This is a genomic window from Halocola ammonii (genome assembly GCF_049334165.1).
GTDB lineage: Bacteria > Bacteroidota > Bacteroidia > Flavobacteriales_D > Sanyastnellaceae > JBEGHD01.
In genome coordinates, this window is record NZ_JBEGHD010000017.1 from 1 (window position 1) to 20641 (window position 20641).

Sequence of the window (20641 nt, forward strand, 5' to 3'; positions counted from 1 at the left end):
GAATCTGTTGCTGGTGAGTGCCCACAGGAAAGTGTGATTACTCGCACGTTCACTGCTACTGATGAATGCGGAAACGCTTCAACAGCAACTCAGGTTATCACAATTGTTGACACTACAGCACCAGTATTCGATGAATACGATGCAGAACTCGAAATGGCTTGTGACGATGTTATGGAAACATCACTCACAGCTACAGACAACTGCGGTGAGGTTGAAATTACAATGATTGAAGATTTTGATGCTGAAACTGGATGCATCGGAACCATCACTCGTACCTTCACAGCAGTTGACGAATGCGGAAACGCTTCAACTGCAGTACAGGTAATTACACTCATCGATGAGGTTGCTCCGGTATTCGAATCATTCCCAGAGGATGTTACAGTTGAATGCGATCAGGTTCCTTCCAACGAAGGTCTCAATGTAGTATTCAGTGACAACTGCTCTGAGGTAGTTCTCGAGTACAACGGAGAAGAAATCATCGAAGGTGATTGCGCTAATAACTACACGATAGAACGCACGTGGACAATCACTGATTCTTGTGGTAACAGCACTGTTGCTACCTGGACCATCAACGTGGAAGACACAACTGCTCCTGTATTCGAATTTGTTCCTTCTGACGTAACATACAGTTGCGATGAGGAAATTGAATACAGTGAAGCTGCGGCATTCGACAACTGCTCTGAAGTTTCAATTGAGACTGCAGTAGATACAGTTGCCGGAGATTGCCCAAGCAACTTCCAGATAGTACGCACATTCACTGCGACCGATGATTGTGGAAACACTTCTATCGATACACAAACCATTACTGTTGTTGACGAAACAGCTCCAGTTTTCACATCTGTGCCTCAAGGCAACGAAATCAGCTGTGAAGAAGAGCTGCCAACTGAAATGGCAATGGCGACTGACAACTGTGGTGAAGTGGAAGTTGCTTTCAACGATTCTATCATTGAAGGTGATTGCCCTAACAACTACCAGGTTGTAAGAATGTGGACTGCAACGGATGAGTGTGGAAACACAGCAAGTGCAGAAACCAACTACTACATCTACGACAATACTGCACCAGAATTTGACGGTGAAGTAGAAGACGTAGTGGTTGAGTGCGCTGACGATGTTCCTGCTGTTGCAGACATCACAGCTACTGATAACTGCGGAACTGCTACCGTAACTTCTTCTACCGAGGTTCTCGATGAAGATGAGTGCGGAAACTCTGTAAGCGTAGTAACACTTACTGCAGCTGACGAATGTGGAAACACAACTGAAATCAGCTACACAGTGACAGTTGAAGACACGACAGCCCCAGAGCTTATCGGTGCTCCTGAAGACCTCGTTCTCGATTGCGATGACGAAGTACCTTCAGCACCGGAAGTGACTGCTGTTGACAACTGCGATGACAACGTAGAAGTAACTTACACTGAAGAGTTTGTAGGTGAAGCACCTGCAGAAGGTTCTGTAGATGACTGCAGAACTTACAATCCGCAAGGAGTTTCTCCAGCGTGGTCATTGTGGTTGCAGGACTTCGAAAACGGTCTGGATTACTATGAGCTCCCTGAAGGTCAGACAGGAAACTGGGTGACTTACCCAGATGGATCTGCACACCTTACCGGTACAGTTTACTCTACTACTCAGCCAAACCGTGGATTCGAAATCGATGTTTGGTTCGAAAACGGAATGGACTGGGATAGCTGGTCTTCACAACCATTCCCAACATCTTACAAAGATGACAACGGGTTTGCAGAAGATGACATGTTGTATGAAGATTGGACTTACTACATCATGAACAGCGACTCAGCAACACTCACTGGTGTTGGTGACTACGCAGGATCATTCCTGAACCTGTCTCACGCACCATCTAACTTGTACTTCGGATTCCAGGAAGGTCAGGCAGCGGATAACCGCACTCCTGATTACGGAATCGGTGGTTGGTTCTACTATGATGGATTCCTCAACGGACCATCATTCGAAGGAGAAGTTGAAGGTGCAGGTGACTTTGCATTTGGATTGGATTGCTGCCCAGAGTACGAGATCGTTCGCACATGGACAGCTGAAGATTGCTCAGGCAATGTTACTACTGTGAGCCAGACAATTTCTTTCGAAGACCTCGAAGAAGACGATCCAGCGCAGGATCCACAACTTGGAGACTCTGTTTATGAAGCTGAAAAAGGTGAAATCCACATTGGTGGACTTGCTCCGAACCCATCACGCAACATGACTTACGTAGAATACACTACCAAGTCATCTCAGCGAGTGGTAATCGAAGTATTCGACCTCACAGGTCACCGCCTCGATCAGCAAAGTCAAGGTCTCTCAAAAGCTGGTGAGACTTATAGCAAGCAAATCAATACTTCAGATCTCGAGAGCGGAATCTATCTCGTGAAAGTGAGATCTGACAAAGGTGCCCAAACTATTCGCCTCGTGGTGAGCAAGTAGGGACATCTAAATAGATAACTCAATAAAAGCCTCCGGAAGCATTGCTTTCGGAGGCTTTTTTTGTTTGCAAACCTACCTTGTGTAATCCAAAAAAATCATTCAATTTGCTTTCTCTAAGATGGCAGATCAAACAACTTTTGTAGACGTAGTAGTCCCGCTGGCAATTCCAAATTTGCTCACTTATCGCGTTCCGCGAGAGATCGAAAACGAAGTACTTGTGGGGCAGAGGATCGTGGTACAGCTCGGCAAAAGCAAACTTTACACAGCCCTCATCCGAAAAATTCACAACCAGGCTCCGGCTAAATATCAGGCGAAGTACGTGGAGTCGTTGCTCGATGAAAGACCCGTGGTTCATGAATCGCAGTTTCGACTATGGGAATGGATGGCAGGCTATTACATGTGCACATTAGGAGAAGTGATGAACGCAGCCTTGCCCAGTAGTCTAAAGTTGGCAAGCGAAACAAAAGTGATGATTGATGACGACTGGGACGGGATTGTAGACGATCTCAGCGATAAAGCCTACATAATTGTTGAAGCACTGCAGGTGCAAGAAACGCTTACCCTCAAAGACATCTCCGATATACTCGGGCAAAAAACTGTGCAACCGATTGTTAACCAATTGGTGGCTGCCGGAGTGGTGATCACCGAAGAGGACATGAAGCGAAAGTACCGACCAAAGATTGTCGAGTACGTAAAACTTTCGCCCACCGCAAAAGAAGAAGAGAATCTAAGTGGTATTCTGGATGATCTTGATAAAAGAGCTCCCAAGCAGATGGAGCTGCTCATGTCTTACCTAAAGATGAGTAAACACTTTGAAGGCGACCCGCAACCTGTGAAGAAATTGGATCTTCAGAAGAGCGTTGATGGAAATGCAAGTCTGGTGAATGCGCTGGTCAAAAAGGATGTTTTTCAAATTGAAGGAGTGCAGGTGGGGCGAATCGATGACGGAGCTGAAAATGTTCAGGCATCGTTTGGTTTGAGTGACGATCAGCAAGGAGCTCTCGAAGAAATTGAAAAGCATTTTGAAGATAAAGATGTCACGCTATTCCATGGAGTGACCTCCTCGGGAAAGACTGAAGTTTATGTGAAACTGATTGAAGAGCACCTGAAAAAGGGCGAGCAGGTTTTGTTTTTGCTCCCTGAAATTGCTCTCACCACTCAGCTCATTAACCGCTTGCGCAGGTTTTTTGGAACCCGCATTGGCGTGTACCATTCGCGTTTCAATCAGAACGAAAGGGTAGAGGTTTGGAACGATGTCCTCAAGTCCGGCAACGGTAAGTACGACATCGTGATAGGACCAAGGTCTGCTTTGTTTTTACCTTTTAAAAAACTCGGTCTGGTGATAGTTGACGAAGAGCACGAGTCGTCTTACAAGCAGTTCGACCCGGCTCCTCGCTACAACGCCCGTGACATGGCCATAGTTTTGGCGAAGATTCACAAGGCGAAAGTGCTGCTAGGGTCCGCTACTCCATCCATAGAATCTTTTTGGAATGCGGAGCACGAACGATACGGTCTGGTGAAGTTGACAAAGCGATTCGGTGGCATTCAGATGCCCGAGATTCACTGTGCGGATATTCGCATGGAAATGAAGAGCAAAACCATGAAATCCATTTTTACGAGCTACCTGCTCAGGGAAATGGAAGAAGTGCTCAAGGAAAACGGGCAAATCATTTTATTTCAAAACAGGCGCGGCTACGCACCGCTCTGGCAATGCAACATCTGCGGCTGGGTTCCTAACTGCACGCGTTGCGATGTAAGCCTCACTTACCACAAGTATTCTCACAGTTTGAAATGCCACTATTGTGGCTACAGCACCAACCCACCAACAACATGCGATGCTTGTGGAAGCAGTGACCTGAAAATGCTCGGTTTTGGAACTGAAAAGATCGAGGAGGAGCTCTCGACTTTTTTGCCAAAGGCTAAAATTGCCCGAATGGATCTCGATACTACGCGGTCTAAAAATGCCTATCAAAATCTCATCTTCGATTTCGAAGAAGGAAAGATCGATATCCTGGTTGGAACGCAGATGGTAACCAAGGGTCTCGATTTCGATAATGTGAGGCTGGTAGGAATTTTAAATGCCGATCAGATGCTCAACTTTCCTGACTTCAGGTCCTTTGAAAGGTCCTATCAACTGATGGCGCAAGTTGCTGGGCGTGCAGGAAGAAAAGGCGACAGAGGAAAAGTGATTATCCAAACCTACACGCCCGACCACTGGATTATCCAGCAGGTGATGCACAATCAGTACGAGGAAATGTATCGACAGGAAATCTTTGAAAGGAAGAGTTATTACTATCCGCCTTTTTACCGACTGATTTATCTGACGCTAAAGCACCGCGACAAGCAGCTGATTGAGCGTGCCGCTAACTACATGGCGGACGATCTTCGTAAACTTTTTGGTAACCGCGTGCTGGGTCCTGAAATGCCCTACGTTTCCAGAATCTACAACAAGTATTTATTTGAGATAAAGCTCAAGCTCGAGCGTGATGCTTCACCGGCAAAGTTCAAGGAAATGCTCAATGAGAAAATAATAGCGTTTAAAGCGCAACCGGATTTCAAGCAAGTACAGGTTGTCATTGATGTCGACCCGATGTAGCCGCTATTGGCGAACCAGTGGCATGGTGCAACATCTGAAAGAGCCACCTGTTTTTGGAGCTCCGTCAAAATCAATTTCGATTACTCTAATACCTATCTCTCGCATTTTTTGATTTACCCGCCTACAGTCTGGGTGCGATCTGGCAATTACCGTTTGCTGATCCACCGAAAGCACATTGGTAGCGAGCGCCTGTTGCTCAACCCGGTTGACAGTAATGAAGGAATAAGTGTCCTGGATATAAGGTGGAATTTCAGCAAAACCTTCCGGATAGATGAGAGCATGCTCCTTCCCAACTGGATTGAAAGTGCAATCGAGATGAAGCACGTTTTCCCCTTTTTCCGGCTTGGTGGTTTGCACTGCATGCACCTCGTATTTTTCACCAAATTGATCTCGCAGCCATTCAAATCCATCCAGATTACTTCTCTGACTGATGCCAACGAGGATTCTTCCTTTATCAATCATGATATCGCCACCTTCCAAAAAACAACCTGAAGGAGGAAGAAGCACGTCAGGTTCGTCCCCGGAAAAATCTTCGATCAACGGAAAGATGCCAGCACTTTCATAGCGCCTGCTTTTCTTCACCATATTGCATAAAATCAACTTGTCGTCAATCGTTACGGCAATATCGCGCGGAGTTAGCTGATCGTAAACGAATTTGCCTACGTAGTGTGGTGTGCGAACTTCAACACCTTCGTCTTCAAGAGCCTTGTGAAATCCCTCAAACTCAGATTTGAGCTGATCTATTTTTGGAAGACCTTTTTCCTGATCAGCATTCACGATTTCGGTGTATGCGTCAACCTTTCTGTATCCTTCCCATCGGCCGATTATCACAGTTTTAAGTTTGTCAGTTTCATTTCTTTGAGTAAAAGTTTTCATGTCGTTTTGGTCAGTGATTTATTGAGTTGTTCAAATGCATTTTCCAGTTCCCGGATATCTTTACCCACCTCAATCAGTCTTCCTTTTTTATGTTCAAAGTCTTTGATTCTTACATGCGACTCTCGTGGTATGGCGCTACGCATCGTTTCTTTCAGGTTATTCTCGCCTTCGAGAAGCTTTTCAAGCATTTGTTGGGCTTTGGCGCCATGTCCAGTGATTATTGCCACAGCGTTAGATTGGCTGTCCAGTATTTTGTCCAAAGTCATTTGTCTGATGGCTGCGAGAGTAGTTAAAGATGCAGGTTCGGGCAGCATTTGTTGGTTTGTGACGAGTTCTGTTTCTGTGCTTAGAAATTCTTTGAGCACTTCCCTGATATCATCCTTGGTAACTTCCACAGCTCTTCCTTCCGACTCGATAAGTGCTTTTGTGGCTTCGACACTGTCGTAGCCTTCTTCGGCCAAAATAATACTACCGATTTCCAAATCATTTTGATCAACCTTGGCGAGATCACATACAGCGGGTTTGTGAATCATATTTTTTTCGAAGGCCTGAAAAACCGGGGACGCGTTTTTTATTCCTGCCGAAACCATGGTAGGCAATTCTTCAATCAGACCAAGTTTCTTGAGCTCTTTGAAGCCTCGCCAAATGCCTGCAAGACAACTTCCGTTTCCTGTGGGTACAACCACCAAATCGGGGACGAGCCAATCTGCATTCTGTTCTTTTGAAAATTGTTTTACAATCTCAATGGCCATGGTTTTGTCTCCCAGTGTGCGAAAGGGATTGCGCACCGACCAATTGTCAAAATTATTTTCTACGAAAAAATCTCTGGAATTGAGCTCGGCAAATAACCGATAGCCCGATTCGTAGTTGGTTTTGTCATCTCCAATGCGTATCACGTCCGAGCCGAGATTTCTGATGTATTCCACTTTTTCGGGATATGTGTCTCCTGCAACGCACGTCACCAGTTTGAAGCGGAGATGAGCTGCGAAAAGTGCCGCTGAAGCTGCCGCATTACCCGAAGAGTAAATCACGGCTTTTTCCTTTCCGATAGAGCGGCTGTGAAGCGCTGTCATTAAGGTTTCGCGATCTTTAAAACAGCCACTCGGATTGGCTCCTTCGTCTTTAGCGAAAATGGTTGTGCCCCACTGTTTGCCCAATTTCTCGAGTTTCTCGAATGGAGTGCATCCGATTTTCAGATTGACGTCATCGGCATGGTGTCGATAGGGTGTGAAATAGTATTGAAGAATTCCCTGAGTACTTTCGAGGTCAAATATTAAAAGAGATTCGATAGCGCTCGCCTTTTCATTCTTTTTGAGGCGATAAACCATGTCCATCAAACGGTACTGTTTGTACCAGGTTGGTTGATCGCAATGACAGGCATAGTTTGCATAATCGTTTTCTCGGTTGCACTTGAGGCATTTTTGAACAAATCTCAAAACTAGATTTTTTGATTTCGTTGCCCTATAGAGCTTTTCTTTAGGGCGCTGCCTTATAAGTTAAAAAAATAAAGGAGAGCTGAATGGATCCGGAAAAGCCTGATTCGGAACCTTGTCAAAGCGTTTTTAAGAGTTAACTTTAGCTGCCGGGAAAAAAGTGAACAGCAAATGGTCAGCTGTTGATATATCCTGACTTTTGATTTGGGGATTTTTAAGGTGAAAAAGTATATTTGCCATCCACCAGCGCAAAGGCTTTTATCCTTTTTGAAGTTGGTTGATTTTTACTCAGGCAGTAAAATAAAACCTCAGATAAAACCACTTGCGATAACGAGAAGAAAAGAACAATGAAATTTTTAGTTAACAGCAACTCGCTCCTCAAGCAACTGCAAACGCTTAGCGGAGTTTTGAACTCCAGCAATACGCTTCCAATTCTAGACAACTTTTTGTTTGAGATTAAGGATTCTCAGTTGACGATTGCAGCTTCGGATCTGGAAACAACCATGACCACAAAAATGGCGATCGAAGCCAAAGAAGACGGTTTGATTGCTATTCCGGCAAGAATGCTCCTCGACACTTTGAAGGCATTTCCCGAGCAGCCGCTCACTTTTACGGTTGACGAGAAGACCTTTATGGTGGAGATTTCTTCGGACTTTGGTAAATACAAGCTCTCCGGTTACAATGGAGACGAGTTTCCGAAGGCTCCGGAAATTGATGACAGTTCTTCAATTGAGCTGGATGGAGATGTTCTGGCGCAGGCCATTAACAAAACAATTTTTGCTACGGGTGTAGATGACCTGAGACCGGTGATGTCTGGGATTTTCTTCGAACTCGATTCTGACTCAATAAAATTTGTAGCTACCGATGCCCACAGGCTGGTTCGCTACACCAGAACCGATCTTTCTGCTGGTGGCGGTGCATCTTTCATTGTGCCAAAAAAGCCGCTTAATCTGCTGAAAAACATTGTAGCCAATGCTGAGTCTAAAGTTGTTCTCAACTACACCGACTCAAATGCTTACTTCACTTTCGACAACATCTCGCTGATGTGTCGCCTGATCGAAGGAAAGTATCCAAACTACAATGCGGTTATTCCAAACGAAAACCCAAACAAACTCACAATTGGTCGTCAGGACCTGCTCAACTCGATCAAAAGGGTTTCGATTTTTGCCAACAAAACCACTCACCAGGTGAGGCTAAAAATCAACGGAAGTGAACTGACCATTTCTGCTGAAGATCTCGATTTTGCAAATGAAGCCAACGAGCGACTCACTTGCAGCTTTGAGGGCGAAGACATGGAAATCGGGTTCAACTCAAAATTCATCATGGACATGCTCGGAAATATCAGTTCCGACAACATTATTATGGAACTTTCTGCTCCAAATCGCGCGGGAATTATCCTTCCTGAAGAAGGCGAGGATGAAGGTGAGGATATTCTGATGTTGGTGATGCCGGTCATGCTCAACAGCTAGTGGCTGGTTATAAAGACCGAGAGCTGCGTTATGCTTGTTTTGAAAACAGTCATTCACCAAAGTGAACTCCTTGATTTTAAAAACTTCGCAGGCCTTGCTCTCGAACATTCTAACTCAGCCATACCTTAACACTAAATTTGTCTGACAGCGAATCCAGCGGGTTCGAATATTTTCCTGCTTTCTTAAAAATATCAATCAGCCTTCGGAATTTTCCGGAGGCTTTTTGTTTTCAGGCTTGTCCTTCTTTTCGTCTTCCTTTTTGGGAGTCGGTTTAAAGGTGTAGTGAATCGTGAAATTTTCGGTGCCGTGGTACTGACTAAAATCTTCAGCATCTTTCAGCATCTCAGCGCGTTTCTCTTCAATTTCTTCTTCAATCTCCCAGTTGTACTTTTTTCGTTTAGGTCCTTCGCCTTTGTAGAAATAGGCGAAAATGACTCCTATCATGGCTCCCGAGAGGTGACCTTCCCACGACATGTTTGGTTTGATAGGGAAGATGTACCAAAACATGCTGCCGTAGGCAAAAGCGACAACGAGCGCCACCCGAAGCAGGTTTTCATTGTTTCTAAAAATTCCACTGAAAAAGAGAAAAGCGGCCAGTCCGTAGATCACACCGCTGGCACCAATGTGGTTACTGCCCGGCTGGCCCATTAGCCAAAGTAAAACACCGGTACCGAAGAAAATGATGAAGAAGACTTTCAGAGCGATCTGCCGATAGAAATAAAAAAGAAACATGTTGAGCACGGCAAAAGCCAGTGTGTTCTGCCAAATGTGATCGTAGGATCCGTGGAGAAAAGGGTGGCCAATAATGCCAAGCAGACCTTCCAACGACCAGGGGCGCATTCCAAACTGATGCTTGAAATCTGTGCCCATCCACTCATCGCTCAGAAAAAGTGTCCAGCAGATCAACAGGTAGATCACCGTAAAAAATAAAGCGTTGAGAATCCGCGCTCTCTCGAATTTTTTCATGTTAAATTCAGTTAATTCGACCTTTAATCAAGCCTTTTTCATACTTTTCCATTGCTTAAAAATTCTTTGTTATGAAAAAGTTCGGTCTGCTGGTTCTATTCACAGTGTCACTCTCTTCGGCAGCGATTGCCGGTGAAAGTAACAAGATTGAAACAAATGAACGCAAAGGCATCGAGTTAGAAAGTGACTCAACTTACAAATTTTCGCTTTCGAAGAGCTGCCTGTCCTTTTTCAATCTCTTTGCTCCGGAAACCACAAAGAGCGACTCTCTTAAGCGTGAAGAGCCAACGCTCAATAAGCCTCTTCCATAGGAATCCCATTTTTTACTAATCGTTCCACTTGCTTAGTGCGGTGGGATTGGCTTCTTTCGCACTCTCAAAATCGTTGAAGTATGCAGGCAAATGAAAATTACAGCCGCCAGCCCATCGGTGATTCAGAATTAATCCTCAATGCAGACGGTAGTCTCTACCACCTCGGAGTTGTGCCAGGGCAAATAGCACCATTTGTGCTCATTGTCGGTGACCCGGAAAGGGTAGAATCTATTTCATCCAGATTTGATGCGGTTGAAGTTAAAGTCAGGAACCGGGAGTTTTGTATTCACACCGGAAGAGTTGGTAAGAAACGGATCTCTGTTGTTTCTACCGGAATTGGGGTAGATAACATCGACATTGTGATGAACGAACTGGATGCCTGCGTCAATATCGACCTCGAATCGAGAAAGGTAAAAGAGGAGCTCACTTCGCTCCAAATGGTTCGCATTGGCACCAGTGGAGCTATGCATGAAGATATGCCAGTTGGAGGCCATGTTGTTTCGGAATACGCCTTCGGTTTTGATGGTGTTCCTTACTCTTACGAGATGCACTTTGACGATGCCGAGCTCGAGCTGCAGACTGAATTTTTGAAACAAGTGAAATGGCCAAAGCACAGAGCCAAGCCGTACTTTGTGGCTGCAGATGAAACACTGGTGAACAAATTGAAAGATCGTGCCTTCACAGGAATAACAGCTACGGCAAATGGTTTTTATGGTCCTCAGAACCGGCAGTTGAGACTGCCCCTGAGCAATCCAAACCAGACTGAGCAGTATCGAAAGTTTGACTACAAGGGGTTGAGAATCACTAATTACGAAATGGAAACGGCAGGTCTCTACGCGCTTGGAGCAGCCCTCGGTCACAAAATGTGTACGAAGTGTGTGATTCTGGCTAATCGCTATCGAAAGGAGTTTTCAAAGAATCCAAAGCAGATTACAGAAACCCTGATAGATGACGTGCTGGCGCGTTTTTAAAACCGCCTCTGTTAACAATTACACAACAGGGTTAGCTTCTGGGTTTTCTTAGCGGTTACTTTTGGGTAAACGCAAATTGCTTCTCCGGAATGTTAACCAACGAACTCAGTGCTCTCATAAATCTCATCGAAGATCCAGACGAGAAGATCTATTCTCATGTGAGGAGCGAGCTGCTCAACTACGGAGAATCGATCATTCCTCATCTCGAGCATTTCTGGGAATTTCACACACACGGTGAGCTTTTTCAGGCTCGGGTAGAACAGCTGATTCACAGCATTCATTTCAAAAGCGTTTACGAAGATCTTGATAAGTGGAACAAGGAAGAGGATAACGATTTGCTCGAAGGAGCTTTGATTATCCATCGCTACCAATTTCCTTCATCTGATCTCGATGAGTTCAGAAACACGATTTCCAAAATCCGTCAGGACATTTGGCTAGAGCTCAACGATTATCTGACTTCATTCGAAAAGGTTCGCGTTTTCAATCACATTCTTTTTAAAGAATACGGTTTCAAAGGCAACAGAGCAGATTACACCTCTACAAGTAACTCTTTCATCGGCCAGGTTTTGGAGAGCAGAACGGGAAATCCACTTTCGCTTTCGATCATCTATCAGGTGTTGGCAAACCGACTGGAAGTCCCAATTTTTGGAGTGAACCTTCCCAATCATTTTGTGATGTGCTACCTCGATGAATTTGGAATTGGCTTTCACACAGACGAGGTGGATCACGATAATGGCATTTTGTTTTATATCGATCCATTTAGCGAAGGAGCAATAATCGATCGGAGCGAGATCAACGAATTTCTAAGTCACATCGACATCGATCAGCAACCGCGGTTTTTCAAACCGTGCTCTCACAGAGACATGATCAACAGAATGCTAAATAATCTCATCTTTTCTTTTGAGAGAGAAGGAAAAATCGACAAAGTTCAAGAACTTCGCATGCTTCAGGGAGTTTTGTAACCAACGATTTTTTAATTCTGAGCTGTTGATTCTCAAAGTGAAATTGCTAAATCATTTTTTTATGCTTTCGCCCCTCTTGTCTCGACTCCGCTCGACAAACGGCTTACTCACTGTCTGCTGTCTAGTGCGATGGGAGATTCTCGAGCGGAGTCGAGAGATAGCGTTGAGTCAAAGCAAATTGTCTTCAGCCGGGATATTCATTCAAAAATTTAATTTATTCCATGCGAATTTTATTAATTGCTTTTTTGATGGCAGCTTTTGGCGCGTGTACTAATCCGGTTCAGGAGAACTATCGTCAGCTGGATATCAACCTCGATCGCTCTATTACGCACAAAAAAGACCAGGTGAAAAATCTCGCACGCGGAAAAGACAAAGAGGTGCTCGATAGTGTGGAGTTTGCTTTTGACGAAGTGAAAAAGGCAGTGGACGATGTGAACGAAGCGATTTTTAATAACCCCGATCCTGATATTTTTTTGCTCGAAGAGCGCAACTCCTTGACGGAATTAGTGACGCTCCCAAACGATCAGCGAGAGCGATTCAGGCAGTCGATAATTAATTATTCAGAACGACTCAATGACTTGTCGAGGCAGCAGGTTTGCACGCTCTCAAGTGACAGCACTTACTACGAATCGCGTTTTGAAACCTATTTTACTGAACAACAAAAACCAGCGCTGTTGGTGTTTATCAAAAAGATTGAGCTCGATTGCTGGCAATGTCGCTTCATGGCTACTTTTGAAGAGGTGGAGTAATTGACTAGCTTCTCCGATAATCTAATCTTCTTTGATGTTGCCTATAACCGCTTGTACTAAGTTGAGGGCAGGCCGGTTGTCGAGCGGAGTCGAGACACTGTGCGTAGATTGCTTCTTGTCAGTTCGTTTACTTTACTCGAAAGACCTAAGGTACACCTCAAAAACTATCCACCAACAATCCTTCCAAGCGTCTTAAAAATAATCTTCAGATCTGTGGCCAGGCTCTTTTTTTCGATGTACTCGAGGTTGAGCTTGAGCTTTGCAGGCATAATCACTTCGATGTACTCTTTCTCTGGATCTTCGGCTTTTGCCAGCAAATCATTTTCGTCAAAATATTTTAGCGAAGCGTAATCCGTCAGTCCCGGTCGAACGGTGAGCACTCTTCGCTGCTCGTTAGTGTAGAGATCAACGTATTTTGCTACTTCTGGTCGCGGTCCCACAATGCTCATTTCTCCTTTAATAACGTTGACAAGTTGCGGAAACTCATCCAGTTTGTATTTGCGGATGAATCGGCCCATGCGAGTGATTCTCGGATCTCTCGTTCCTACAGTCAATTTTCCGCGTTTGTCGGCATAAGGGTGCATGCTGCGAAATTTCAAGAGATAAAAAGGAACGCCTCCTTTGCCAATGCGTTCCTGTTTGTAGAACGGCCCACCCGGACTGTCAATCACGATGGCCAGGGCCAGCAGCAAAAAGATCGGCAATAAAACGAGTAGCACGATCAGTGAAAAAATTATGTCGAAGAAGCGCTTCATGCTGAAAGCACTTTTTCTGTAGCATTTTTCACTGCGTCAATAACCTGGGCAACCTGAGCGTCTGTCAGGTCGAAGTAAACGGGCAGAGAAATCACGTGAGAAAATTGCTTGTAGGCATTTGGATAATCTTCCATTTTGTAGCCCAGCGACTGGTAAAAGCTGAAAAGCGGAAGAGGCACAAAGTGGACGTTCACCGAAACTCCGGCCTCGAAAATATTTTGAATGATTTCATCCCTTTGCGTTTCGTTGATTCCGGCAATTCGAAGAGAGTAGAGGTGGTAAGAAGATGTTTTCTCTTCGGTGGTGTGAACAGGACGAATGAATCGCTCATCGTTTTCAAAGCCCTGGTCGTAAAGGTCGAAAATGGCTTTTCTTCGAGGGAGCGATTCGCTGTCGTAGCGTCTCAGTTCGGTTAGTCCGATGGCCGCCTGGATGTCGGTCATGTTGCACTTGTAGCCAGCTTCCACAATGTCGTATTTCCAGTTGCCCACTTGCGATTTCGCCAGTGCGTCTTTGGTTTGCCCGTGCAGCGACTTGATGTTAAGCTGCTTGTAGATCTCTTCGTGGTCGAATGGCTCGGGCAAATTTAAAGCCAGTGCTCCACCCTCAGCCGTGGTGAGGTTTTTCACCGCGTGGAATGAGAACCCGCTGACATCGGCAAATGAGCCGGAAACCTTTCCTGAAAGTCGCGCCCCAAAAGAGTGGGCTGCATCGGCAAAAACGAGAATGCGACCGAGCATTTTTTGTTCTTCGGTGTTGGCTTCAAATTTCGATTTCACATCATCGCTCTTCACCATTTCCATCAGTGCTTCATAATCGCACGGGAAGCCACCGATGTCCACTGGCATGATCACTTTTGTTTTTGATGTGATCGCCTTTCGCACAGCCTCGGTGCTGATATTAAAATCATTTGGGTTGATATCCACCATCACGGGCGTGGCTCCGGTGTGGATCACCACGTTCGCAGTAGCTGCGTAGGTGTAAGCCGGAATGATCACTTCATCGCCTTTGCCCACGCCAAACCAGCGGAGCAAGAGCTCGGCAGCAGTTGTCCAGGCGCTGAGGCAAATGGTTTTTTTGTTGCCGCAGTATTCGGTGATTTCCTTTTCGAAAGTCTTGGTTTTCGGTCCGGTAGTGATCCATCCCGAGCGAAGTGTGTCGGTTACGGCTTCAACAATTTTGTCGTCCATCCGTGGTGGCGAGAAAGGTATCATGGGCTGTGTTTTTAGCGAAGAGGTAAAAGTATGAAACGTTATCGATTCCCAACTGTTGGTAAAGAAAACAGCAAAATCTTATGTGGAAAGAAAAACAAGACAAACTCGTCAGAGAATTCGAATTTGAGAACTTTCAGGAAGCCTTTGGTTTTATGGCTCGCGTGGCGCTACTTGCAGAAAAGGCGGAGCACCACCCAACCTGGCAAAACGAGTACAACAAGGTGCTAATCGAACTCAGTACCCATGATGAAGGCGGAAAAATCACTCAAAAAGACCGCGACCTCGCCAAGGCGATTGATGGAGTTTTGAAGTAAATCACTCTACTCTATCTTGCCTTCGATTTGATTACACGAGGCTAAGAGACTAGATAGCGTTGTCAATGTTCCAAAAGTAAGGACCTTGGCTGTTGCGAGGATCGGCCTCAGCTGAATGCAGGATTTTTTCAAAATCAAAACTTAGTGAGACCGGGAAGCTCACAGGAGATCACCCGGCCGAACTTTAGTTTTGATGAAGACAAAAATTCAAATTCAGGTGCAGCCTTGAACTTTTTCTTTCTTTTTGGTTCAAGCCAAAAAGTAAAAAAGGCAAATAAAAAAACAGATGGTTATAGAAATTGGATGGTGAAACAGTTCTCAGCATCTGAATTTTCAGATCAACCTGAGTCACTTCAACCCACTCGTCCCCGTTAAGAAAACCTTTCCTTTTCCTACAACGAGTTCTGTCTCGATGTAGACGGGGATTTTATGTTCATCATCGGTGACGTACACCGTCATTTTTTCTCCGTTGTCGAAGACCGTTCCTTCGATGAGGTAAGGCTTAAAAACGATGCAATCGTATTCCACATCGGTGTTGGGATCCGTCCATTTTTCTTTACCCATGTAGCGCAGGTAGGAACCGAAGTAGCTGCCGTCAAGAATCAGGTTAAACGGAATTTTGTCACCTTTTTTGAAAGTTGAAAAATCGATAGTGCGGCAATAGTAGATGGCCGTGATCACATCAAACGGGCAGCTCGGCAGACCAAAAACTTTAGACTCTACATTTCCCTTTTTGTCCACTTTCACGTACCGTGCAGTGTCGTTCGACATTTTGTATTCCCGGTCGTAGAAATTGCTGCCTTCTTTTCCTTTTCGATGAAATTCGCGGGAGTTGAGATCAGTTGTAGCCCACGACTGATAGGTGGAGCGCACCTTGTAAAACCAGTCCCACGAGCGGTACGAACTTCCGTAGGCTTTAAAGTTGTAGAGCTTCTCGTTGTCCACCAGCGTATCGTTCACCGTGAAAATAATGTAGCCTGCATCCACCCACAGCAATCCCCAGTTGTAGGAAAGCTCGTAAGCCAGTCGCTCGCCTTCCTTAAAAGGGATTTCGCCTCTGCGGGGGCAATCGGAATCAGACTGGCCCAAAGCGGCAAAACCGGCAGCGAGTAAAACGAGTATGAGCAGATATCTCTTCAAAGCTATTCACTTAAACGGTTGGGACCGGGAGCTTGTTCTTAAGTGGGTGAAATTAATGAAGGGATTCGAGTCAGCAGTTCTAAGCGAATATTTCTTTCTTTGGAAATTAATAATTCTTGGAGGTTTATATCTCGTAATGAAGCGAGTTAGAAGTGGTCTCCTGCAATAGTTTTATGAGTAATCTTTGGAAGTTAATTTTGTTCTTTGGCTTTATTGGGACGGTGACCATTGTCTTGATTTATGCTTTGGTGCTGACAATTAAAAATAAATACTTGGTAATTCAACCTGAAAATCTTGACTATGCCACTATTTCGAGAATTGACTGTGACCAATGGGGTGGAATAAAAGGTAAAGGGCCCTATATTCATTACATGGGAAAAGAATATAATCTACCTATGACTTGTAAAAGAGCGAACAAACTCAACCTCAAGACTGGTGATAGAATAAGGGTGTATATAGACCGAGAACGAGGAAGATGTATTGCGTACTCAGAATGGGATGTTAAGTATCATTTTGTTGTTATTTTATTCTTGTTGGGTTTGATACTATATTGGTTAATCAAAATGTTGTTTTTATGAAAATGCTTCTGATAATAGTTACATGTGCATTGACAATGCTAGTTCCTGAAAAACTCTTTCCACAGACTTCGCAAGGGCTAGTTGAAAGTTTCATGACGGATATGGAAGAAGGCAATGATCTTAAGGTTTATTTCGAGCCTGAACAGATTGATTCTGATGAGTTCATGGTTAACTTCTATATGATTTTTGGATATGAAGTGGAGAGGACTCCTTCTACAAGAGAATTTAGGGTGTTAATTGATACTAGCAAGGGTGCTCGTTGTCGCGAATTGATTATTAAGGTGTACCGAAATGACGATGGTCGCTGGTTCATAGAGCCAGGTGAAAGCAAACACGTTCCTCAAATTGATAAGGTGATAATTGACCCATGGATATCTCAAACCAAAAGGTGCTAATTATAGTTTGGATTGTCGCCCCCCGCTGGCGCGAGCTTTCAGATCATGCTGGCATTTAGCGGGTTTTTATTAATTAAAGAAATTTTAAGATGAGGATAGTATTGGTATTTGGCTTTTTAATCTTTGTGAACCTTGCCTATGGCCAGGAAGATGCAAAGGAACAATTTGTTTCACAAGTTTGTGAGAGCTTGATTAATATGGAGGGTCTGTCAAGGTACAGCAATCGAACTATTGCCGATGATGTCACAGTCAATTCCGTTTTGGCGGATAAGGTGAAAGTTGATGAGATTTCAGAGAATACATTCTCGATTAGTGTGGATCACGGTAAGGGCAAGTTTTGCACTGTTCTAAAGTTTGAATACACTAAAGTCGATGATAGTTACTACTTGGTGTTTCCCCCTGTCAGGTCAGAAGAGGTATTCGGTAGTGAAACTAAATTTGTAGATCCATGGACACAACGAGAGAGTGATTGTTGAAATGTTTTAAAGTAAGTACTCGATAACAGCACACGTTGAATACCTACGTTAGCTGGGGAAGTAAATAAATGTGTAGAACCTCTTGAAAGAGAATGATCATAGACAAAGTTCACAATGTTATCTATTTTTGGTACTCAAAGAATGACAAGCAGAAGATTGCTGGAGTTTATTCGCTATCGGAAATGACTACATTATTGTTTCTTCATTTCTATTTGATTAATGAATTATTCGTGAATTTCGACCTGGGGGAGGGAATTCAGTTCACTGCTTTAAAGATTGTGGTCTTTCATATTGCAGTACTTCTGATACTGTATGTCAGGCACTTTCGAATTTTAAATATTGATAAGGGATACATAAAAGGCAGAGATTTTATGACAGAGGTGTATCCGAAAAGGTTTTATTATTTAGCCTATATCTTGGTGTTTCTAATTGCTTTCTGTGTTAGCCCGTTTTTATTGTTAAACTAGCTAATACTCTTTGATCATTGAGTCTGAAATGCTAAAAAACAAAACACACTCCAAGCTGCCAGTTTTTTCGCATCAGGTCAAGGTCTAAAATATTTTCAGTGTGTTTCTCTCCGTCCAACTCCCTAAATGTTGATTGAAATCTCAAGGCACTGCCTGTGAGCTGAATTCCCAGAAAGTCTAATGGAAAGAAAATAATACCTCCTCGGAAGTTCAAAGCATATGAGTGACTGGGAGGGTTGTTATCTGTGAGGTCTCCAGTGCTAGACTCTGTGTGGCGGTATTCATAAGGCATATCGAGTTGGAGAAATGGCTGAAGAGTTTCTTTTATCGGGTCGAAAGTGTATCGCGCTACAGGGCCGATAGAGAATGACTTTGAAGTCGAAGTTACTTCGTTAGCGAAGAAATCAGAAGATCGTACTGAAGTTCTCGTTGAAAAGCCTAGCCCCAGGCCAACCGACCAGTTCTGGTCCAGAAAGTATTGGCCTGAGGTGCCAAGGTCTAGTGTGAATCGGTATTCGGTGTCATCAGTTTGGCCTTTCTGCTGAAATGTAGAGAATCCAACCCGAGCCTCCACCAGGACACTACCAGCGGAAGGAATACGATCACTGTAGCTTTGGTTTTCTTTGGTCGCTGTTGAGTCATTGTCTTGAGAGAATGCAAAAGTGGAGAGCAAGATGAGTGCTGAGAGTAAGGCAAGTTTTTTCATTGATCTGTATATTTTGGTTGGTCGCTGCGACACAAGTTTTATGCCTCTCTGTAGCGAGCTGAAACAGGGATGCTTAGAGTGATTTTGTTGATGAAAAATCAATTCTATCAACGTTGAGAACTGGGAGTGTTGAGAATTAGATAAATTGCCCTTTAAGCAAGATAAGACTACTCTCTAAATTTAAGCACGCCTGAAAAACGCTCGCTAGCGTTGGCTGGAAATGTGCTTTATGAAGGATTGCTCTTATGTCGCACTCTTATTATATTTAAATATTTACTATGCAATTGAAGTTAATTAAGCCTTACAAATCCATTCAAAATTTATCTAATACTGAATTACCAGATTTCGTTGTTCTTACAGGTATTAATGGATCAGGAAAGTCACATCTTCTGGAGGGAATTAATTGGGAACACTTCTCACCCACTGGCGCGAGCTTTCAGCTCGTGCCTCTCCCTAGCCCAAAACTAAACATCACTCACTCAGCCCGGAATTGCTTATTCTGAAGAATTGAATAAATTGCTTGTTGGAAAAGAAGCTAGATGAAAATTTGCGCTAGTTGGAGTTTCCTTCAATTTCTGCTTTTTGCTAGTGACAACTACAAATTATTTTGAAGATTAGTAAATTAAGTTTGCCACATATCATTGTGATCGTAGTTCTTGTACTTGTAACTGCTTATTTGATTTATACAGATACAATAAACAAAAGTGAACGGGCCGCCAACCTTGCCGAAAGGTATGAGTTGGTGACTGATTCGAGCAACTTAAAAGTACGTATCAACAGATTCTTCAAGTCTCACTGCACGACTTATATTACGACTGCTAATTATGAAGAGATAAGGTTTCATCCACTGACTGAGCCGTGTGAAGGAGAGTCAAATAATTTCTGTTCATATATTCAAGTCGGGGACTCTATTTTAAAAGAGGGTGGCTCAAATGTTCTATATGTCAAGAGAAATGGTGATAGTGTTTGTTTTACAATTTGGGGTGGCGATTAAAATGTATCAACGCTGGGGGAAGAATTGAATAAATTGCTTGCTGGAAAGAGTAAGGTTGGAAACTAAGTTGAAGTGAAGCACGCGTTAGAAACGCGCGCTAGCGTGGGGGATGTACTTGAAGTCGTTAATAAAAATTCGATTTGTAACAAGGAAAGTAAAATGCTCAGATATTGGATTGAATATAAAATTCTAGTTCGAAAACTTTATGCCAAAAGGATCAGGACATGGAATTACAGTGCTGATGCTTTGGCAGTTTTTTTAGCTTTTATTTCATTTATATCATTACTATATATTTTAGAAAGTTTACAGATTATTCGAGGAATTGGCTATGCTAGCTTGAATTGGAAGATTCCGCTTTCATTGATCGGAGTCGTTGTTTATGCTGTATTATACGGTCTATTACATTTGTTTTCCCCTTTCCATTACAATCCGGAAGGCATTCACCTAATCAAGAAATGTTTCAAACGTGTAGAAGGGGTATCAAGATTAAGTGTCACTATTGGGCTTTTGATGATTGTGCTACTGAATGTTATTAGTTTCATTTTCATGCTGCGATCATTGCCAATCTGATGAAGTTAATTTTGGGCAACCCCACGGCTTTTAATCCTTCCGCTAGCTTCGAGCCTCCAGCTCGTACATTCCCTTTAAGCAAAAATTCCAATTAATCAATTCTGTTCTTGAGAAACGCATTCCGCGTTAGGGATTGCAGTGGAAATCCTTTATTGCTGCATTGGCTTTTTGGCGCTGGGACAATAAAGATTGAAACGGAAAGCCCGACCCGTTAGGGGAACGCCCAAATCACCTTCCTTTTCCTAAACCTTCAGCAAACAAAAAAAAAGGGA

At 43.8% G+C, this 20641-nt stretch carries 18 protein-coding genes; 11 read left to right on the forward strand and 7 right to left on the reverse strand.

Annotated features, from left to right (window positions below; genetic code table 11):
• The coding region (locus ABHV44_RS14795) for a T9SS type A sorting domain-containing protein (protein ID WP_459075491.1) at positions 1 to 2427 on the forward strand (2427 nt) is incomplete at its 5' end.
• Between the two features lie 118 nt (positions 2428 to 2545).
• Positions 2546 to 5023, forward strand: a complete 2478-nt coding sequence (priA, locus tag ABHV44_RS14800) for a replication restart helicase PriA (protein WP_459075492.1) — start codon at positions 2546 to 2548, stop codon at positions 5021 to 5023.
• Positions 5024 to 5026: 3 nt separating this feature from the next.
• On the opposite strand, the gene ABHV44_RS14805 is transcribed toward priA, so the two are convergent.
• Positions 5027 to 5899, reverse strand: coding sequence for a dimethylarginine dimethylaminohydrolase family protein (locus tag ABHV44_RS14805; protein WP_459075493.1), 873 nt, complete (start codon positions 5897 to 5899; stop codon positions 5027 to 5029).
• Positions 5896 to 7335, reverse strand: coding sequence for a pyridoxal-phosphate dependent enzyme (locus ABHV44_RS14810; protein WP_459075494.1), 1440 nt, complete (start codon positions 7333 to 7335; stop codon positions 5896 to 5898). Before ABHV44_RS14810 ends, ABHV44_RS14805 begins: the two co-directional genes overlap by 4 nt.
• A gap of 344 nt (positions 7336 to 7679) precedes the next feature.
• On the opposite strand from ABHV44_RS14810, the gene dnaN reads away from it, so the two are divergent.
• On the forward strand, positions 7680 to 8801 hold the full coding sequence (dnaN, locus tag ABHV44_RS14815) for a DNA polymerase III subunit beta (protein ID WP_459075495.1): 1122 nt from the start codon (positions 7680 to 7682) through the stop codon (positions 8799 to 8801).
• 195 nt (positions 8802 to 8996) lie between these two features.
• Here dnaN and ABHV44_RS14820 read toward each other — a convergent pair whose 3' ends face one another.
• Positions 8997 to 9767 (reverse strand): rhomboid family intramembrane serine protease, encoded by a 771-nt coding sequence (locus ABHV44_RS14820; protein WP_459075496.1) that lies wholly within the window; start codon positions 9765 to 9767, stop codon positions 8997 to 8999.
• Between the two features lie 71 nt (positions 9768 to 9838).
• Here ABHV44_RS14820 and ABHV44_RS14825 point away from each other — a divergent pair, with 71 nt between their 5' ends.
• The 4 genes from ABHV44_RS14825 (at position 9839) to ABHV44_RS14840 (ending at position 12760) form a co-directional block, all read left to right on the forward strand.
• Positions 9839 to 10078, forward strand: coding sequence for a hypothetical protein (locus tag ABHV44_RS14825; protein WP_459075497.1), 240 nt, complete (start codon positions 9839 to 9841; stop codon positions 10076 to 10078).
• A gap of 80 nt (positions 10079 to 10158) precedes the next feature.
• The gene (locus ABHV44_RS14830) at positions 10159 to 11049 is read left to right on the forward strand and encodes a nucleoside phosphorylase (RefSeq protein WP_459075498.1); all 891 of its coding nucleotides are present in this window, start codon (positions 10159 to 10161) and stop codon (positions 11047 to 11049) included.
• Positions 11050 to 11138: 89 nt separating this feature from the next.
• Positions 11139 to 12011 (forward strand): transglutaminase-like domain-containing protein, encoded by an 873-nt coding sequence (locus ABHV44_RS14835; protein WP_459075499.1) that lies wholly within the window; start codon positions 11139 to 11141, stop codon positions 12009 to 12011.
• Between the two features lie 221 nt (positions 12012 to 12232).
• Entirely contained in the window at positions 12233 to 12760 is a 528-nt protein-coding gene (locus ABHV44_RS14840; protein WP_459075500.1) for a hypothetical protein, read from the forward strand.
• A gap of 164 nt (positions 12761 to 12924) precedes the next feature.
• Here ABHV44_RS14840 and ABHV44_RS14845 read toward each other — a convergent pair whose 3' ends face one another.
• Positions 12925 to 13515: a sugar transferase gene (locus ABHV44_RS14845; protein WP_459075501.1), complete on the reverse strand. Its 591-nt coding sequence runs from the start codon at positions 13513 to 13515 to the stop codon at positions 12925 to 12927.
• A complete protein-coding gene (locus ABHV44_RS14850) occupies positions 13512 to 14729 on the reverse strand; it encodes a DegT/DnrJ/EryC1/StrS family aminotransferase (protein ID WP_459075502.1) in 1218 nt (405 codons plus the stop codon). The genes ABHV44_RS14845 and ABHV44_RS14850 overlap by 4 nt, the downstream gene beginning before the upstream one ends.
• An 80-nt stretch (positions 14730 to 14809) precedes the next feature.
• Here ABHV44_RS14850 and ABHV44_RS14855 point away from each other — a divergent pair, with 80 nt between their 5' ends.
• On the forward strand, positions 14810 to 15043 hold the full coding sequence (locus ABHV44_RS14855; protein WP_459075503.1) for a 4a-hydroxytetrahydrobiopterin dehydratase: 234 nt from the start codon (positions 14810 to 14812) through the stop codon (positions 15041 to 15043).
• Between the two features lie 348 nt (positions 15044 to 15391).
• On the opposite strand, the gene ABHV44_RS14860 is transcribed toward ABHV44_RS14855, so the two are convergent.
• Positions 15392 to 16183: a DUF3108 domain-containing protein gene (locus ABHV44_RS14860; protein WP_459075504.1), complete on the reverse strand. Its 792-nt coding sequence runs from the start codon at positions 16181 to 16183 to the stop codon at positions 15392 to 15394.
• Between the two features lie 574 nt (positions 16184 to 16757).
• Between ABHV44_RS14860 and ABHV44_RS14865 the strand changes: the two genes are divergently transcribed.
• Positions 16758 to 17156, forward strand: a complete 399-nt coding sequence (locus tag ABHV44_RS14865) for a hypothetical protein (protein WP_459075505.1) — start codon at positions 16758 to 16760, stop codon at positions 17154 to 17156.
• 89 nt (positions 17157 to 17245) lie between these two features.
• Positions 17246 to 17632: a hypothetical protein gene (locus ABHV44_RS14870; RefSeq protein WP_459075506.1), complete on the forward strand. Its 387-nt coding sequence runs from the start codon at positions 17246 to 17248 to the stop codon at positions 17630 to 17632.
• 498 nt (positions 17633 to 18130) lie between these two features.
• On the opposite strand, the gene ABHV44_RS14875 is transcribed toward ABHV44_RS14870, so the two are convergent.
• The gene (locus ABHV44_RS14875) at positions 18131 to 18805 is read right to left on the reverse strand and encodes an outer membrane beta-barrel protein (protein ID WP_459075507.1); all 675 of its coding nucleotides are present in this window, start codon (positions 18803 to 18805) and stop codon (positions 18131 to 18133) included.
• A 1066-nt stretch (positions 18806 to 19871) separates the two neighbouring features.
• Here ABHV44_RS14875 and ABHV44_RS14880 point away from each other — a divergent pair.
• A complete protein-coding gene (locus tag ABHV44_RS14880; RefSeq protein ID WP_459075508.1) occupies positions 19872 to 20369 on the forward strand; it encodes a hypothetical protein in 498 nt (165 codons plus the stop codon).
• The last annotated feature ends 272 nt before the right edge of the window (positions 20370 to 20641 follow it).

Bases quoted from the DNA above. Each gene is read 5' to 3' on its own strand.
- priA (WP_459075492.1), top strand. From the start codon at position 2,546: ATGGCAGATCAAACAACTTTTGTAGACGTAGTAGTCCCGCTGGCAATT.
- ABHV44_RS14805 (WP_459075493.1), bottom strand. From the start codon at position 5,899: ATGAAAACTTTTACTCAAAGAAATGAAACTGACAAACTTAAAACTGTG.
- dnaN (WP_459075495.1), top strand. From the start codon at position 7,680: ATGAAATTTTTAGTTAACAGCAACTCGCTCCTCAAGCAACTGCAAACG.
- ABHV44_RS14820 (WP_459075496.1), bottom strand. From the start codon at position 9,767: ATGAAAAAATTCGAGAGAGCGCGGATTCTCAACGCTTTATTTTTTACG.
- ABHV44_RS14825 (WP_459075497.1), top strand. From the start codon at position 9,839: ATGAAAAAGTTCGGTCTGCTGGTTCTATTCACAGTGTCACTCTCTTCG.
- ABHV44_RS14830 (WP_459075498.1), top strand. From the start codon at position 10,159: ATGCAGGCAAATGAAAATTACAGCCGCCAGCCCATCGGTGATTCAGAA.
- ABHV44_RS14835 (WP_459075499.1), top strand. From the start codon at position 11,139: ATGTTAACCAACGAACTCAGTGCTCTCATAAATCTCATCGAAGATCCA.
- ABHV44_RS14840 (WP_459075500.1), top strand. From the start codon at position 12,233: ATGCGAATTTTATTAATTGCTTTTTTGATGGCAGCTTTTGGCGCGTGT.
- ABHV44_RS14845 (WP_459075501.1), bottom strand. From the start codon at position 13,515: ATGAAGCGCTTCTTCGACATAATTTTTTCACTGATCGTGCTACTCGTT.
- ABHV44_RS14850 (WP_459075502.1), bottom strand. From the start codon at position 14,729: ATGATACCTTTCTCGCCACCACGGATGGACGACAAAATTGTTGAAGCC.
- ABHV44_RS14855 (WP_459075503.1), top strand. From the start codon at position 14,810: ATGTGGAAAGAAAAACAAGACAAACTCGTCAGAGAATTCGAATTTGAG.
- ABHV44_RS14865 (WP_459075505.1), top strand. From the start codon at position 16,758: ATGAAAATGCTTCTGATAATAGTTACATGTGCATTGACAATGCTAGTT.
- ABHV44_RS14870 (WP_459075506.1), top strand. From the start codon at position 17,246: ATGAGGATAGTATTGGTATTTGGCTTTTTAATCTTTGTGAACCTTGCC.
- ABHV44_RS14875 (WP_459075507.1), bottom strand. From the start codon at position 18,805: ATGAAAAAACTTGCCTTACTCTCAGCACTCATCTTGCTCTCCACTTTT.